Consider the following 14,229-nt stretch of genomic DNA (forward strand, 5'->3'; position numbering starts at 1 on the left):
CTCTTCCCGGTGGAGATTTACGCCATGCCGGTCACGTCCTCGGTGTCGTGCACCAACGGCGTCAAGCGCAGGGCGCGCGATGGAAGACGCGGTCGCGGTGCAGATCGAACAGGTCGCCGAACGCGTCCGGATCGCCCCTCTCGAGCACGCACCACAGCCGGCACGACGCCGGAAGAAGGAGGCGCGTCAGGGTTCAAATCCCTCCGTCTCCGCCGATCAGACCTTTTGCCCACGCAGCTCGGACCACCCTTCGGTGATTCGTCATCTGTCCGGGAACGAGGCGTAGATGAGCTCCGGGTTCGTCGGGTCGCCCTTGAACTCGCAGATCCACACTTGGGGCTGGCCGCCCTCATTGTTTCCGACGGAGGACGCGAAGATCGCTACGTGACCCGCGCCGTCCTCCTGAGCGTCTCTCAGGGTGTCAGGAGTGAGGGGCCCGAACTCGGTGACACCTGGACTCGTCTGCTCCCAACTCGCGTACTGAGTTCGAACTGCCTCTTGACAAAGGTCTCGAAGCTGAACGGCATCAAAGCCCAGCACGGTGTAGTCGGCGGTCGACGGTGCCGACGTCTCCGTCGGAGTCGGTGTCGGGGTCGGCGTCGGAGCGGGGGTGACGGACGGAGGCTCCGTGTCTCGAACCTCCGGAGTCGCGGTGTGGACCATCGGTGCCGTGGCGGGCGTGAGGAGGTGGGCGCTCAGCGCGTAAGCGACACCGCCACCGGAAACCAGAAGCGCCGCGATGACCAGACCGACGATCAGCGCCACTCGCTTGCGCGTACTGGTCCGCCCGGCTCGGTCGGCGCGGGCGGCCTCAACGATGGCGTTCCTCCAGGCAGCACTTCGGCCACTGTCGAAGCGGATGTCGTCATTCATCGGAAGTCTCCTTCCATCGAGACAAGCGGGGTCGTTTCGTGGAGCAGGGCGGCCAGCCGGGCTTTGGCCCGCGAGAGGCGTGACTTCACGGTGCCGGGAGGGACCTGCAACACCGCTGCGGCGTCGGCAGTGCTGAGTTCCTCGATGACGCACAACGAGAGGATGTCCTGATCTCTCCGCGACAAGCGCGGAAGCGCCGACCGCAGAGCGCTCCGCCGTGGGTCCGAATCCAGCCGGTCGTCGACCGCGTCGGTGTGATCCGGCGCGTTCTCCTGCTTGGGCAGAACGGTGAGCACATGTTGGTAGCGGCGTCGTGAACGGGAGAAGTTCCGGCTGACGTTGTTCGCGGTCACCAGGAGCCACCCGATGACCGAGCCGTCGACATCGCGCATCACCTCGCGCCGCCGCCACGCCTCCAGGAACACCATCCCGGTCACGTCCTCGGCGTCGTGCACCGACGGAGTCAGACGTAGGGCATGGCGGAATACGCGGTCGCGGTGCAGGTCGAACAGGTCGCCGAACGCATCCGGATCGCCCGCTCGAGCGCGTGCCAGCAGGGCCGGCTCATCGATGTCATCGCTTCTCACATCTCGATAATGTCCGAACCCGTGAAACGGTTCCCGCGACCCACGCGCCTGTCTGCATCCACAGCCGCCCGCTCAGCGCGTATACGTCTGCGAGGCGTATCGACGTGCTCAGGAGTGACCGCAGCTTGGGCTCCCTCAACGTCGCGTTGGTGTTTCTTCTGTGTGTCGGCCGCGATTCGGAGACGAGCCGCCCCCTACGATGCCCCTGTGTCCCGTGACTTCACTGACGAGGAGCGAATACTCCTCCACTTCCTCACGACAGGCGAGGATCCGACAGCGAAACTCGCACGGGTTCAAGTTGGCGCAGCCAAGTTCCTTGATTACTGGGGTGCGCATGATCAAAGCTTCGAGATCGAACCGGGGCCGGATGTCACCCCGCTGCCAACCGGAGATGGCATTTACAGGCCCTCAGACAAGTACTTCACGTTGGCGTCGGGCGAACAAGGTGGCTTGATGCTGTGGGTCACGTCCGGCCTGATCACTTCGCTTGAGGTCTACGGGTATGGGGACGAGATACCGAGACTGCCTATTCCCGACGAGATCGCAGACACGCCACACCTCCGCTGAGACGCCTTCACAACGTCCGCACATCGGTCGACCAGCGGGATGCGAAACGGGTTAGCTGGGGGAAAGCAGACCGAGCAGATCCACGTGCTTCCACTCGCGAGCGATGTCTGTGGCTGATCGACCATCGTCGTCGAGCACAGTGCGGTCGGCGCCGCCAGCGATCAGCGCCATCGCCGCTTCCGTGTTGCCGGCCTGGGCGGCGTACATGAGGGCTGTCCAGCCATCGCTGTCTCGGTGGTCGATGTCGGCACCGGCGGCGAGGAGACGTTGAACAGAACCTGAAGCGCGACCACCAGCTGCGGCAGACAGGGGGACCTCGTCCGTGCCTGCGTTCGGATCTGCCCCGGCGTTGAGGAGGAACTCGACTCCGCGTTCGTCTTGATCTCCTGACGCGATCGTCAGGGGGTCCTTCCGAGATGGTCCATCGAATCGATAGACGCGCCGGCCGAGATCAGGATCGCCATCGCCTGCACCTGCGCTCGCCTGGCGGCAGCGTGGAGCGGGGTCTCCGCATCGTCCGGATTCGGCGCGTCGACATCCGCCCCGGAAGCGATCAACGCAGTCAACTCGTCGAGCCGGCCCAGCTGGGCGGCCCGATGAAGTGGTGGATCGTCGGCGAGCCACGCATCATCCCACCGTCCCCACCGCCCGGTGTCGGGACGATCGGACAGCTCGACGAACTCGTCCCACGTCGCCGGGGTTCGCTCGACTTCCGCGTCCCTGAACATCACGGCCAGTTCACCCGTCGGGCTCACCAGCACTTGGAAGCGGTATCGTCCGTCATCGAGAACGTCGAACTCCTGCGAGAGGAGTTCCGTCGAGCCGTCGAGGAGTCTCAGCGTCTCCACGTCGTCGGCGTCGTTCGCGAGCGCCGTCGCGCCGAAGAAGCGCAGAGTTATCCGGGCAAGACTCTCGAGCGCGTTCTCGGTGATGAAGGACAGCTCTGCGACACCGTCCGCACCGAGGCTCCATCGGCTCACGCGTCCGTCGTGGACACTCATATCGAGGAGAGAACGTACACCGGCCGGCAGGGTCGACTGGATGCCGTCGATGTATTCGTTGTAGGCGACCAGGCGCGCGAGGTCTTCCTCGGAGTCCAGGAGAACCGAGTCGACCCCGTTCGCGCGCATCGCCACGATGGTCGAGTCTAGCGATACGCAGCGACCGAGTGCGGGCAACGGCGATGTTGCCGACGCGCCCCTTGCGGCCCGACGGCTGCGAGCGGAGGGTGGGGATGTGATCCGGATCGGCTCGATCGTGTGGGGTGCCCGGGACGTGCCGCGCGCCGTGGAGTTCTGGTGTGCGGCGCTCGACTACAGGCCGCTCCGGGAGCCCGACGACGATTGGGCGCTGCTGGGGCCGGCGAAGGGCAGCGCAGACCGCGCGACGGGTCCGCAGTTCGCGATCAAGCAGGTCGGCAGCGAGGCGAATCCGAGTCCGCGGCATCACCTCGACCTCTACGCGTCCGATCAGGCTGCGGAGGTTCAGCGGCTGATCGAGCTCGGTGCGCGGGAGGTCGACTGGGATTACGAGGACGATGCGGACTATGTGGTGCTGGCCGACCCTGACGGCAATCGCTTCTGCGTCGTCGATGCCGGCGAGAAGGCCCTGTGACGAGACGGTCATACGACTCCTCGGAGGTGCGCGTCCCCGACTCAGCCTGCCGGCGTCAACCGGTCGCCGTCTAGGCGCACCAGGTAGCCTCCCGCGAAGGACCAGGAGCCCGGGTACACGGCGGTGGAGCTCCACAGCTTCGCGCCCGACTGCCGGTCATAGGCGACGAGGTCGCCACTCGGTTCGTTGGGGAAGACGTAGGTGTTCTCCGGCCCGAAGAAGAGCCCGGAACCGCTCGGGACATCCGGCACAGGTTGCGGAGCGCCCGTCGACGCTTCGAAGGTGCAGGTCCGGGTACCGTCGTGCTGGACGATGATGGCGTCGTGCTCACTATCCAGGTAAACAGTAACCAGAGGCGAAGGTCGCCCAGCGCCGGTCACCAGATCGCAGCGAGTCGCGGCTGCTGTCCAGAGGGAAGTCCCGGAGCTGGAGTCGATTATGGTGAGCTCCGATGTGGACACGACAGCGATGAGATCCGTCGGGCCGGAAAACCTCGTGTCCACACCGGGAGTCCCGGTCAGCGAGCGGACGACGAAGGTGTCGGAGTCCGGGGGTAGCTGCCTGACCCAGGTCGTCCCTCCCGAAGAGTCGAGACCGGTCAGCTCGACGGGCAGTCCAGAAGCGTCGTATTTCGACACCACAGCCGGGTGGGTTTCGGTGTTCAGGAAGGCGTTGATGCTCCATCCGGAATCCAGGCCTCCCGTCTCGAGATCGATGCGCCCGTACTCGTATGGGTAGCCCGTGGGGTAGGGCTCGTTCAATTGGATGCTGACAGGGAGGAAGTCGGACTCTCCCGCCGGCGGGTAGACCCACGAGGACTTTCCAGAGATGGCCGTGGACCAGCGAGGCGTCTGAGCGTCACGAGGATCGACCCGGACGATCGCGCCGGGAGTGGTCATGACGATGTCCCCGGAATCACCCGGCACGGCCACCGCGTTGAGGACGATGTCGGCCTTCTGACCCGCGAATTCCCCCTCAGTCCTGCCGGTGGCCAGGTCGATGACCTCGTGCGGTCCGTCCCCCAATATCTGGTCGGCGACGAGAACCCTTCCGGACGTACCGAGCACGATCACGTCGACGTCGTACATCGGCGCTGCACGCCAGCTCCACTCACGCGACCAGATGGCCGTACCCCGCTGGGTGTCGACGAGCGATAGTGAGACGTGCTGCAGGTCGTCCTGACAATCGGGGCTGCCGTCGCCCACGACGTGCGCTCCCAGCTGGACGAGGGCGAGGCCGTCCGCGATGTCGTAGATGTCGCGCTGCTCGCAGGATCGTCCCGTGCCCGGGAGGTCGAGGGACCACGAAGCTGCTCCGAGCTGGTCGACGTCGTGCCGCTGGATCGGCGTCGTCTGAACGGCGATCGGGCGACTCGTGGGCGTCGGGGTGGACGTCGGCGTCGGGGTCGGGGTGGGCGTGAGAGTGGTGCTCGGGGTCGGCGGGGGCGGGACGTCCGGCGACCCGAAGTGCAGGACGCCGCTGAGTGCGAGCGCGGCGGTTCCACCCGCGAGGAGAGCGGCCGCGCCGACGAGGCCCGCGACGACAGCGAAACGCGTGCGTGAAGGACGTGGCGGTGCGGTGGCGACCGTCTCGTGGAGGATGTCGCGGAGGATGGCGCTGCGCGCCGGGTCGAAGGCGGGTCCGGTGGCGGTCATTCTGCACCTCCTTCGAGGGCGGGGTGGATCGGTTCGGAGACGAGGGTGAGATCGCCGAGACGGCGCTTGGCGCGGGAGAGCCGGGACTTGACCGTCCCGACGGGGACGCCGAGAGTGCGTGCCGCATCGGCCAGCGGAAGCTCTTCCAGCACGCACAGCGTGATCACGTTCTGATCGGCGGTGGACAGGGTGGCGAACGCGTCACGGACGCGTCGGTCCCGTTCCCGGTTGTCGAGGTCCTCGGCGACGTCGTCCGCGTGATCGGGCGTACGACCGGGTTCGGACATGCGGGTGAGCGCCGCACGGTAGCGGCGCTTGCCCCGTTCCAGGTTGTGGACGGTGTTGTTCGCCGTGACGAGTAGCCAGGCGATGATGGATCCGTCCACGACACGCACTGCGTCGCGACGGCGCCAGGCCTCCAGGAAGACGACCGCGGTGACATCCTCGGCGTCGTGCGGCTGGCGCACCAGTCGCAGAGCGTGGCCGAAGACGCGGTCTCGATGCTTGTCGAACAGCGACGTGAAGGCGTCGGGGTCCCCGTCTCGCGCCCGGGACCAGGCGTCCGCCTCGTCCAAACCAGCGTTGTGCATATCCCCTAGTGTCCGATGGGCCGGAAAGGTTCCAACGCCGACCCCGCCCTGAGGATCAGGGGCGTGCAGTGAGGTTGCCGACGGCCCACTCGCCGAGCTGATCGAGGATCGGGAGCAGACGGCTGCCGCTGTCGGTGAGGCCGTACGAGACGGTCACGGGCGGGCCCGGCGTGACCGTGCGGACGACGAGGCCGGCTTCGGCCAGGTCTGCGAGGCGGTCGGAGAGCACGGCGTCACTGATTCCGGGCACGGCGTGACTCACTCCACGGAAGGTGGAGGCGCCGCTGCCGAGAGCCGACACGATCATCCCGTTCCACCGCTTGCCGAGGACCGAGAACGCGAGGGTGACGGCAGCATCACAGCGGATGACATCGTGCTCGGGCGCGTCCATGCCCCAATTGTACGCATGCTACAGTTCGCATAGTCGCTATGTTTTTAAGAGCGACTATGACAACTGATGGGAGAAGCATGGAGCTGTACCGACTGGACGCCAGCATCACACCGGCCACCTCTGCGAGCCGTTCGCTCGCCGACCTGGTCGAATCCGAATGGCTGTCCACGCATCCCGATTCCCGGGTCGTCCGCCGCGACCTCGCCGCCGATCCGATCCCTGCGACGGCGTGGCCCGACGTCGTGACCTCGGGCGCCATCGCGGAGTCGGATCGCACCGACCGTCAGCGCGCAGCACACGGCCTCGCGACCCAACTGGCCGACGAGCTGGTCAGCGCTGACGCACTGGTGTTCGCCGTTCCCCTCTACAACTACGGCGTCTCGCAGCATTTCAAGACCTGGTTCGACCTGGTGTACACGGATCCCCGGACCAACCCCACGGGCACGGCACTGCGTGGCAAGCCGGCCACTCTCGTCACCGTCCTGGGCGGCAACTACGCGCCCGGAACTCCCAAAGAGGGATGGGACCACTCCACCGCGTGGCTTCGTCGCGTCCTCGAGGACGTCTGGGGACTCGACCTCCGCGTCGTTCAGCGGCCGTTCACACTCGTCGGCGTCAACCCTGCGCTCGACGCGTTCGCCGACGCGGCGGCGGAGCTGAAGCAGGCCGCCGAACAGGAAGCCGTGCACTCGGGCCGCCACATCGCACAGAGCGCCGGGGCCTCGCTCGCCGGATGAGCTCACCCGAACGAGATTCGAGAACGGCGGCTGATCATCGGCCGCCGTTCCCGTTCGCCAGGACGTCGTCCTGAGGCTCGATCGCCCGCCGGACGGCGCTCACCGCATCATGGATGATCCGCTCACGCGCAGCCGCATCCTCCCGCTCCGACTCGTACACGAACGCGGTCGCTCCTCGGCGGCTGCCGCAGTAGTCGATGATGCCGTGCTCGATCTGCGTTCGGAGAGCCTGCTCGTATCCGTGACGCTCGTACACGCCGGCGTCGTCGCCGGCGACCGGGATCAGGTGGATGGTGAGGCGGCCGAGATTGCGACGGATGCCGTGCTCCGGGTCGATGGTGAACGCCCATCCGTTGACGAAGACGCGGTCGATCCACCCCTTCAGCTGGGCCGGCATCGACCACCAGTAGACGGGGAACACCAGGACCAGATGGTCCGCCCCATCCACTCTCCGCTGCTCCGCGATCACATCGGGCGTGACGTGTCCTCCCGTCTGATACGTGCGACGGTCGGCAACGGTGAAGCGAGGGTCGAAGCCCTCGGCGGCCAGATCGACGATCTCGACCGGTGACGGGTGCAACATGCTCGCGAGTCGGCGGGCGATCTGGTTGGTCAGAGAATCAGGCTCGGGATGTGCGGTGACGATGAGGGTCTTCACACTCCATCATCACCGGTTCGCCGCTCGGAACCGCCTTAGTCGCAGGCTGTTGGTGACGACGAAGACGCTGGAGAGCGCCATCGCGGCCCCGGCGAGAAGCGGATTCAGGAGGCCGAGCATCGCGACCGGGATCGCCGCCACGTTGTACGCGAACGCCCAGAACAGGTTGCCCTTGATCGTGCCGAGCGTGCGGCGGGCGAGCCGGATGGCGTCGCCGACGGCGAGCAGATCTCCGCTCATCACGGTGATGTCGCCGGCGGCGATCGCCGCGTCGGTGCCGGTTCCCATGGCGATCCCCAGGTCGGCGGCTGCCAGTGCGGCGGCGTCGTTGACCCCGTCGCCGGCCATCGCGACGACGTGACCCTCCTGCTGCAGCCGCCGGATGGCATCCAGCTTTCCCTGCGGTGTGACGGCGGCGCGCACATCCACGATTCCGACGCGTTCCGCGACCGCGTTCGCGGAGCCCGCGTTGTCGCCGGTCAGCAGCACCGGGGTCAGCCCGAGCCGGCGGAACTCGGCGATCGCCGCCGCGCTCGACTCCTTGATCGTGTCGCTGACGACCACGACTCCGCGCACCGCGCCGTCCCACGCGACCGCCACGGCGGTCTCGGCCTGGCCCTCCGCATCGCGGATCCGCTGGCGCAGCTCCGCGGGCAGCTCGAGTGCCCACGAGTCCGCCAGCCACGATGCCCGGCCGACGGTGACGTGGCGGCCCTCGACGACGGCCTCCACGCCGAGGCCCTGCTCGGAAAGGAACGACTCGGCCCCGAGCAGCGCGATCCGCCGGTCGCGGGCGCCCTCGACGATCGCCCGGGCGACGGGATGCTCCGAGCCGTCTTCGGCGGCCGCGGCGACTGCGAGGACGGTGCTCTCCTCTTCGCCCGCCGCCACGTACACGTCGGTGAGGCTCATCCGGCCGGTCGTGATGGTGCCGGTCTTGTCCAGCACGATGGTGTCGATGCGGCGGGTCTGCTCCAGCACCTGGGGGCCCCGGATCAGCAGGCCGAGCTGGGCGCCGCGACCGGTCCCGACCAGCAGGGCGGTCGGGGTCGCCAGGCCAAGTGCGCACGGGCAGGCGATGATCAGGGTCGCGACCGCAGCGGTGAAGGCGGCCTCGACGCCGGCGCCGAGCACCAGCCAGAGGGCGAGCGTGAGCAAGGCAAGACCGATGACGACGGGGACGAAGATCGCGGAGACCCGATCGGCCAGCCGCTGTGCCTCCGCCTTCCCGGTCTGGGCCTCCTCCACCAGGCGACCGAGACGAGCCAGTTCGGTATCCGCGCCGACTGCCGTCACCTCAACCACCAGACGTCCGCCGACATTCACCGTTGCGCCGGTGACGTGATCGGTGGGAGAGACCTCGACCGGGACGGACTCTCCGGTGAGCATGCTCAGATCGATCGCGGAGGACCCCTCGACCACCCGGCCATCCGTCGCCACCTTCTCGCCCGGCCGGACCACGAAACGATCGCCGACCGAGAGGGACGAAACGGGCACCCGGGTCTCGACTCCGTCGGCGAGCAGGGACGCGTCCTTGGCGCCGAGCTCCAGCAAGGCACGCAGCGCTGCGCCGGACTTGCGCTTGGCGCGGGCCTCGACATAGCGTCCCGCGAGGATGAACACGGTGACGGCCGAGGCGACCTCCAGGTAGATCTCGCTCGCGCCGGAACCGGGCTCGGCGATCAACTGGAAGGTCATGTGCATGCCGGGCTGCCCGGCCATGCCGAAGAACAACGCGTAGAGCGACCACCCGAAGGCGGCGATGACGCCGACACTGATCAGCGTGTCCATCGTCGCGGCGCCGTGGCGCGCGTTCACCCACGCGGCGCGATGGAACGGCCACGCACCCCAGACCGCCACGGGTGCGGCGAGGGTCAGTGTCAGCCACTGCCAGTTCGTGAACTGCAGCGCGGGCACCATCGACAGCACGACGACGGGCACGGTCAACGCGGTCGAGATGAGGAGGCGCCGCCGCAGCTCTTCCGTCTCCCGGTCGGCGGGGGATGCGGCCACTGTCTCCTCGAGAGGCGGTGCCGGGACGGCGGCTGTGTACCCGGCGGCTTCGACGGCCTCGATCAGCGTGGAGGTGTCCACGCCGTCGGCGGTGATCCGGGCTTTCTCGGTGGCGTAGTTGACGGTGGCCTCGACGCCCTCGATCCGGTTGAGCTTGCGCTCGATCCGGGTGGCGCAGGAGGCGCACGTCATCCCGCCGATCTCGAGTTCGACGGCTCCCGCGCTCATGCCGAGACCAGCGAGTATCCCGCCTCGTCGATCGCAGCGCGGACAGCGTCCGTGTCGAGAGGCGCGGCCGAGGAGACGGTCACCGTGGAGGTTCCGCCCGCGTTCAGATCGACCCGGACGGCCTCGACGCCGTCGAGCGCTTCGAGCTCTTCGGTGACGCTGGCGACGCAGTGCGAGCAGGTCATCCCGGCCACCAGGTAGTCGGCGGAGGAGGCCGAGGCGGCCGCCGTGGATGCGACAACCGCGTCCGCGTGTCCGTGCGCGTCCGCGCCACAGGTGCAGGCGCTGTTCTTGTCGGTGAGACCGAGGTCGCCGCGGGTGGACGTGGTGCTGCGCATGATGGTGTCTCCTTCGATTCGTGGTCGGGAACGGCTCGGCGCGGCCGGGTCAAAATACCCCCTATGGGTATAGGTTATACCCGGGCCGGGTACCGGACAAATTGCTTCTCTGCCAGGATCGAGGAGTGACTCATCGGAGCTCTCGTGTCCTGGCGGCCATCGGAATCGTCGCGCTCGCCCTCACTGCGACAACCGCGTGCACGACGGGTGCCGGCTCGCCCAAGCCGAGTGCGTCCGTCTCACAGCCCACCACGAGCGCGAGTCCGAGCCGCAATCCTGACAGCGGGCAGGAGCCGGCACAGGGAGCGGCCGAGAGCTTCTCGGCGTGGCTCGCGGCGTCGCGCGTCCCGGACGTCGACACGGCCTGTGCGGGACTGGCGCCCCAGCTCGTGCAGCGGATGATCGCAGAGCTCAACGCGAACGCGGGAGTCAGCGTGTCCACCTGCGAGGAGATGATCGCGGCCACTGCTCAGCTGTACAAGGCGGCGGGACAGGACGCGAGCGTCGACATCGCCGTCCAGCACGAGACCGCCACCGACGCCACGCTGTTCGTCACCTACGGCGCCTCCGGAGACTGCGGAACCGTCGTGATGCACCGGCCCGGCACGGAGTGGATCATCACCGAGCAATCCCAGGAGTGCGCGCGCTGAGGGATCAGCCCCGCGGCGGATCGGCCAGCAGCCCGAGATCGCGCAGGCTCTCGGCCGTCTCCACGATCGTCTCGACGGCGGGGCGTGGCCGAAGGCCCAGCTCCCGCTTGGCCCGCTCGTTGTGGATGACGAGGGGTGCAGGCTCGTCGCCGGGCAACTCCTCGGTGGGCGCCTGGGCGGCGAGGTCGCCGAGTTGCTCCCGCAGCACGTTCGCGACGTCGAGGAAGGTCATCGTCGGCCCATCCGCCAGCACCAGGTAGCGGTTGCCCGCCGCTCCCGGGGTGGACATGGCGGAGAGATGGGCCGCCGAGACGTCCCGCACATCCGCCATCCCGAAGCGCTGCCGCGGGACCGCCGTCATCGTGCCGTCCAGCATCCCCGTGAAGTAGGCGAGCGACGACCGCGCGGAGGAGGTCAGGGTCGGGCCGGCGATCCACGTCGGATTGACGGCGACCAGCTCGAGGTCGCCGCCCTCCCGCTCGACGAAGTCCCAGGCGGCGCGTTCGGCGACCGCCTTCGACAGCGGATAGGCGGGCAGGCCGGGGGTGGAAGGGTCAGTCCAGTCGCTCTCGTCGTAGTCGCGGACCGCCTTCGGCGAGTATCCGACAGCGGCGAACGACGAGGTGAGCACGACGCGGCGCGCACCGGCATCCCGTGCGGCGCGCAGCACGCGCAACGCGCCATCACGGGCGGGGACCACGACCTCGTCGGGCACGGAGGACTGGATCATCGGCGACGCGGTGTGGTGCACCTCCTCGATACCGGCGAGGGCGTCGGCCCAGCCGTCGTCCTCGGTGAGGGAGGCGGCGACGAACGAGAGGCCACCGGCGTCGACGCCCGCACGACGGACGGCGTCGCGGACCTCGTCCGCGCGGTCCAGCGAACGGACGGTGGTGCGGACCGCGGTGCCGGACGCCAGCAGGTCGGCCAGCAGCCGTGTGGCGAGGTAGCCGGTGCCGCCGGTGACGAGGGTGGTCGGAGCGGGGGATGTCATCGGAAGGTCTCCTCGAGTCGGGGAAGGATGGATTCGAGCTCGGCGTACGCCTGAGCCTCGGCGGCGGAGTCCGCCTGATCCCGCGCATCCCACAGGGCGGCCTTCACCCTCAGGTAGTCGAGGTGCACGCGGAGCGTCGCGATCTGCTCCTCGACGCGGTCGGCGTGGCGAAGCAGGATGTCGCGCTGCTCGGCCGCCGCCTCGCGTCCGCGCCGGCGGTTCGCCTGGTACGTGCGCATGTCCTCGATCCCGACGCCCATGGCGCGCAGGCAGGCGAGCACCTGGGCGGCGTCGAGGTCGCCCTCGGCGTACCGCCGGTGCCCGCTGCGCTCGTCGCGCGCGATCGGGCCGAGCAGGCCGACCTCTTCGTAGTACCGAAGGGTCGGCTCGCTCAGCCCGCTCTGCCGGGAGACGTCCTGGATGGTCAACGTGGTCATGTCCCCATCAGAACAGACCTCAAGCGCTTGAAGTCAAGCGCTCCGTCGCGACCGGGTCAGGCGGCCAGGTGCTGACGTGCGCCGAAGAGCGTCACCGGGGCCTGCTCGCCGTGGCCGACGCAGACGAAGAAGACGAACTCCGTCGCTGCAGGGACCGTGACGACGGCGGCGACGTTCTGCCACGGGTCGTCCGGGAGGTCCTGCAGGCGACCCATCTCGAGCGGGCGGCGCTCGATGTCGCGGGCGAGCCCCTGGACGGTGAAGAAGGCGTCGAGCCCGGCATCATTGGCCGGGTCGCCGAGCCAACCGACCAGCGGAGTGTCGGTGGCGTCGCTGACCGGCAGCGCGGTGAAGATCGCCGAGATCGTCTCCTCGAGCGGCGAGTCGACCGTCACGCTGTCCGCGCGGTTCGGGACCGGGCGCGAGGTGATGGCGATCCACTGCCCGCTGGTGAGCGTGGTCAGGCGTGTGAGTAGGCGGCTGGGAACGGTGGAGCTGATATTGCGCAACATGGAAGTTCGGGTACTTTCCGTTACGGCGCCTCGAACGGGCCGGCGTGATGTCGGGTCACACACGGTTTCGGGACGCGTTATGAAGGCGCTCGCGTGGGCCACCGGGTTGTCGGGTTGGGAGCCTCGTGCGTTCGCGGCCGGTGATTCGGGTTCACCGGTAGCCCAAAACTACTCCGATGTCCTCCATAGCGCGGACACCAAAACGGGGGTCATTTGTCCCCCTGTGAAAGCGCTCAGCTTCCGGCCATTCGGGGCTGGAAACGTGGTAGCCGGACGTCGAAACGACAGCCGCCGACCGTGTTCCGCACGGAGACATCCCCGTCGTGTGCGGTGACGATGCCGTGCACGATCGCCAGGCCGAGCCCGGCCCCGCCGGACACGACTCCGCTGCGGGGCGATCGCGCCGCGCTGCCCCGCCAGCCGGCGTCGAAGACTTTCGGCAGGTACTCCTCGGGGATGCCGCCGCCCTCGTCCACGACGCTGAGGACGACGGATGAATGCGCTCCCTCCCGGACCGACACGTGGATGGCCGAACCGGCGGGCGAGTGCTCGATGGCGTTCACGAGCAGGTTGTGGATGACACGCGAGAGCTCCCGCGCATCTCCCCACACGGTGAGGTCGCCGTCCTGCGATTCGTTCAACGACACCGACCGGGTCGCCGCGAGGGGAGCGAGGTCGGCGACGGCGTCGCTGACGAGGTCGTACATCGACAGCGGTCCGAGCTCCAGCCGCAGGGCTCCGGACTGGATCTTGGACAGCTCGAACAGGTCGTCGACCATGTGACTGAGCGTGTCGGTCTGACTGCGGAGCTGGCGGTAGTACCGCTCCGGATCGGCGGCGATGCCGTCCTCGAGCGCCTCCGCCATGGCCTGCATCGCGGCGAGGGGCGTGCGCAGGTCGTGCGAGATCCAGGCGACGAGTTCTCGCCGGGATTCGTCGAGCATCCGCACCTCTTCGCGTGACTCCGCGAGGCGTCGGGAGACGTCCGCGAGTTCGCGCGAGAGGGCGCTGAACTCGCTGCTGTCCTGCCGTTCCGCGGGCACCACCTGGCCGTCGCCGACCGCCCGCGCGGCGACGCGGAGCGTGCGGCTGGTGCGCACCAGCCCCATCCCGAGCACAGCGGCCACACCCAGGCTCGCGACTGCTGCAACGCCGATGACCCAGGCGAGCACGACGAAGTCGTGCGACGAGATGTACATCGCCCGGGCGATGGCGACCGTGCCGCCGACGATCGACGCGACCGCAGCGAGCACGACGACGCCGAGCCGGATCAGGATGGAGGCGCGGCGCAGCAGATGCAGCACCATCACGGCGATGGCGGAGATCACGACGGCAACGATGAGGCTGGTGCCGACGATCACGGCGAGGTCTCCGAGGGCGATCAT

General features: G+C 68.3%; 18 protein-coding genes. 4 read left to right on the plus strand and 14 right to left on the minus strand.

Features of this window, described 5'->3' with window-relative positions:
- Positions 1-261 precede the first annotated feature (261 nt).
- Both BLR91_RS19415 and BLR91_RS19420 read right to left on the minus strand, forming a co-directional pair.
- Complete coding sequence (locus tag BLR91_RS19415; RefSeq protein WP_089878779.1) at positions 262-873, minus strand: hypothetical protein; 612 nt, start codon at positions 871-873, stop codon at positions 262-264.
- The gene (locus BLR91_RS19420) at positions 870-1,460 is read right to left on the minus strand and encodes an RNA polymerase sigma factor (RefSeq protein WP_089878776.1); all 591 of its coding nucleotides are present in this window, start codon (positions 1,458-1,460) and stop codon (positions 870-872) included. Before BLR91_RS19420 ends, BLR91_RS19415 begins: the two co-directional genes overlap by 4 nt.
- 207 nt (positions 1,461-1,667) lie before the next feature.
- On the opposite strand from BLR91_RS19420, the gene BLR91_RS19425 reads away from it, so the two are divergent.
- On the plus strand, positions 1,668-2,027 hold the full coding sequence (locus tag BLR91_RS19425; protein WP_089878774.1) for a hypothetical protein: 360 nt from the start codon (positions 1,668-1,670) through the stop codon (positions 2,025-2,027).
- A gap of 51 nt (positions 2,028-2,078) precedes the next feature.
- Here BLR91_RS19425 and BLR91_RS20365 read toward each other — a convergent pair whose 3' ends face one another.
- A complete protein-coding gene (locus BLR91_RS20365) occupies positions 2,079-2,429 on the minus strand; it encodes an ankyrin repeat domain-containing protein (protein ID WP_231919010.1) in 351 nt (116 codons plus the stop codon).
- Positions 2,426-3,157 (minus strand): ankyrin repeat domain-containing protein, encoded by a 732-nt coding sequence (locus tag BLR91_RS20370; protein ID WP_089878769.1) that lies wholly within the window; start codon positions 3,155-3,157, stop codon positions 2,426-2,428. The genes BLR91_RS20365 and BLR91_RS20370 overlap by 4 nt, the downstream gene beginning before the upstream one ends.
- 106 nt (positions 3,158-3,263) lie before the next feature.
- Between BLR91_RS20370 and BLR91_RS19440 the strand changes: the two genes are divergently transcribed.
- Positions 3,264-3,641 carry a VOC family protein gene (locus BLR91_RS19440; protein ID WP_089878767.1) on the plus strand — a complete coding sequence of 126 codons (378 nt, stop codon included), beginning with the start codon at positions 3,264-3,266 and terminating at the stop codon, positions 3,639-3,641.
- Positions 3,642-3,682: 41 nt separating this feature from the next.
- On the opposite strand, the gene BLR91_RS19445 is transcribed toward BLR91_RS19440, so the two are convergent.
- The 3 genes from BLR91_RS19445 to BLR91_RS19455 are packed head-to-tail and all read right to left on the minus strand — an operon-like array spanning position 3,683 to position 6,277.
- Complete coding sequence (locus BLR91_RS19445) at positions 3,683-5,296, minus strand: outer membrane protein assembly factor BamB family protein (RefSeq protein WP_089878764.1); 1,614 nt, start codon at positions 5,294-5,296, stop codon at positions 3,683-3,685.
- Positions 5,293-5,886 carry an RNA polymerase sigma factor gene (locus tag BLR91_RS19450; protein WP_089878761.1) on the minus strand — a complete coding sequence of 198 codons (594 nt, stop codon included), beginning with the start codon at positions 5,884-5,886 and terminating at the stop codon, positions 5,293-5,295. Before BLR91_RS19450 ends, BLR91_RS19445 begins: the two co-directional genes overlap by 4 nt.
- A gap of 55 nt (positions 5,887-5,941) precedes the next feature.
- Positions 5,942-6,277 (minus strand): winged helix-turn-helix transcriptional regulator, encoded by a 336-nt coding sequence (locus BLR91_RS19455; RefSeq protein WP_018192582.1) that lies wholly within the window; start codon positions 6,275-6,277, stop codon positions 5,942-5,944.
- A gap of 77 nt (positions 6,278-6,354) precedes the next feature.
- Here BLR91_RS19455 and BLR91_RS19460 point away from each other — a divergent pair, with 77 nt between their 5' ends.
- A complete protein-coding gene (locus BLR91_RS19460; RefSeq protein ID WP_089878758.1) occupies positions 6,355-7,014 on the plus strand; it encodes an FMN-dependent NADH-azoreductase in 660 nt (219 codons plus the stop codon).
- A 34-nt stretch (positions 7,015-7,048) separates the two neighbouring features.
- On the opposite strand, the gene BLR91_RS19465 is transcribed toward BLR91_RS19460, so the two are convergent.
- The 3 genes from BLR91_RS19465 to BLR91_RS19475 are packed head-to-tail and all read right to left on the minus strand — an operon-like array spanning position 7,049 to position 10,251.
- Positions 7,049-7,672, minus strand: a complete 624-nt coding sequence (locus BLR91_RS19465) for an NAD(P)H-dependent oxidoreductase (protein WP_089878756.1) — start codon at positions 7,670-7,672, stop codon at positions 7,049-7,051.
- A gap of 9 nt (positions 7,673-7,681) precedes the next feature.
- A complete protein-coding gene (locus BLR91_RS19470; protein WP_089878753.1) occupies positions 7,682-9,913 on the minus strand; it encodes a heavy metal translocating P-type ATPase in 2,232 nt (743 codons plus the stop codon).
- A complete protein-coding gene (locus BLR91_RS19475; RefSeq protein WP_089878751.1) occupies positions 9,910-10,251 on the minus strand; it encodes a heavy-metal-associated domain-containing protein in 342 nt (113 codons plus the stop codon). The genes BLR91_RS19470 and BLR91_RS19475 overlap by 4 nt, the downstream gene beginning before the upstream one ends.
- 125 nt (positions 10,252-10,376) lie before the next feature.
- Between BLR91_RS19475 and BLR91_RS19480 the strand changes: the two genes are divergently transcribed.
- Positions 10,377-10,901 (plus strand): hypothetical protein, encoded by a 525-nt coding sequence (locus BLR91_RS19480; protein WP_089878749.1) that lies wholly within the window; start codon positions 10,377-10,379, stop codon positions 10,899-10,901.
- Between the two features lie 4 nt (positions 10,902-10,905).
- Here the strand turns inward: BLR91_RS19480 and BLR91_RS19485 are convergent, their stop codons facing one another.
- From BLR91_RS19485 to BLR91_RS19500, 4 genes are all read right to left on the minus strand, one after another.
- Entirely contained in the window at positions 10,906-11,895 is a 990-nt protein-coding gene (locus tag BLR91_RS19485; RefSeq protein ID WP_089878747.1) for an NAD-dependent epimerase/dehydratase family protein, read from the minus strand.
- On the minus strand, positions 11,892-12,332 hold the full coding sequence (locus BLR91_RS19490) for a MerR family transcriptional regulator (RefSeq protein WP_020076411.1): 441 nt from the start codon (positions 12,330-12,332) through the stop codon (positions 11,892-11,894). The genes BLR91_RS19485 and BLR91_RS19490 overlap by 4 nt, the downstream gene beginning before the upstream one ends.
- A gap of 56 nt (positions 12,333-12,388) precedes the next feature.
- Positions 12,389-12,844 carry a hypothetical protein gene (locus tag BLR91_RS19495; protein ID WP_089878744.1) on the minus strand — a complete coding sequence of 152 codons (456 nt, stop codon included), beginning with the start codon at positions 12,842-12,844 and terminating at the stop codon, positions 12,389-12,391.
- A 233-nt stretch (positions 12,845-13,077) separates the two neighbouring features.
- A complete protein-coding gene (locus BLR91_RS19500) occupies positions 13,078-14,229 on the minus strand; it encodes a sensor histidine kinase (RefSeq protein ID WP_089878742.1) in 1,152 nt (383 codons plus the stop codon).

The organism is Leifsonia sp. 466MF (genome assembly GCF_900100265.1).
Lineage (GTDB): Bacteria > Actinomycetota > Actinomycetes > Actinomycetales > Microbacteriaceae > Leifsonia.

Excerpts from the sequence above, each read along its gene's own strand:
- BLR91_RS19415 (WP_089878779.1), bottom strand. The coding sequence starts at position 873 with ATGAATGACGACATCCGCTTCGACAGTGGCCGAAGTGCTGCCTGGAGG.
- BLR91_RS20370 (WP_089878769.1), bottom strand. The coding sequence starts at position 3,157 with ATGCGCGCGAACGGGGTCGACTCGGTTCTCCTGGACTCCGAGGAAGAC.
- BLR91_RS19445 (WP_089878764.1), bottom strand. The coding sequence starts at position 5,296 with ATGACCGCCACCGGACCCGCCTTCGACCCGGCGCGCAGCGCCATCCTC.
- BLR91_RS19450 (WP_089878761.1), bottom strand. The coding sequence starts at position 5,886 with ATGCACAACGCTGGTTTGGACGAGGCGGACGCCTGGTCCCGGGCGCGA.
- BLR91_RS19455 (WP_018192582.1), bottom strand. The coding sequence starts at position 6,277 with ATGGACGCGCCCGAGCACGATGTCATCCGCTGTGATGCTGCCGTCACC.
- BLR91_RS19460 (WP_089878758.1), top strand. The coding sequence starts at position 6,355 with ATGGAGCTGTACCGACTGGACGCCAGCATCACACCGGCCACCTCTGCG.
- BLR91_RS19470 (WP_089878753.1), bottom strand. The coding sequence starts at position 9,913 with ATGAGCGCGGGAGCCGTCGAACTCGAGATCGGCGGGATGACGTGCGCC.
- BLR91_RS19475 (WP_089878751.1), bottom strand. The coding sequence starts at position 10,251 with ATGCGCAGCACCACGTCCACCCGCGGCGACCTCGGTCTCACCGACAAG.
- BLR91_RS19485 (WP_089878747.1), bottom strand. The coding sequence starts at position 11,895 with ATGACATCCCCCGCTCCGACCACCCTCGTCACCGGCGGCACCGGCTAC.
- BLR91_RS19490 (WP_020076411.1), bottom strand. The coding sequence starts at position 12,332 with ATGACCACGTTGACCATCCAGGACGTCTCCCGGCAGAGCGGGCTGAGC.
- BLR91_RS19495 (WP_089878744.1), bottom strand. The coding sequence starts at position 12,844 with ATGTTGCGCAATATCAGCTCCACCGTTCCCAGCCGCCTACTCACACGC.
- BLR91_RS19500 (WP_089878742.1), bottom strand. The coding sequence starts at position 14,229 with ATGATCGCCCTCGGAGACCTCGCCGTGATCGTCGGCACCAGCCTCATC.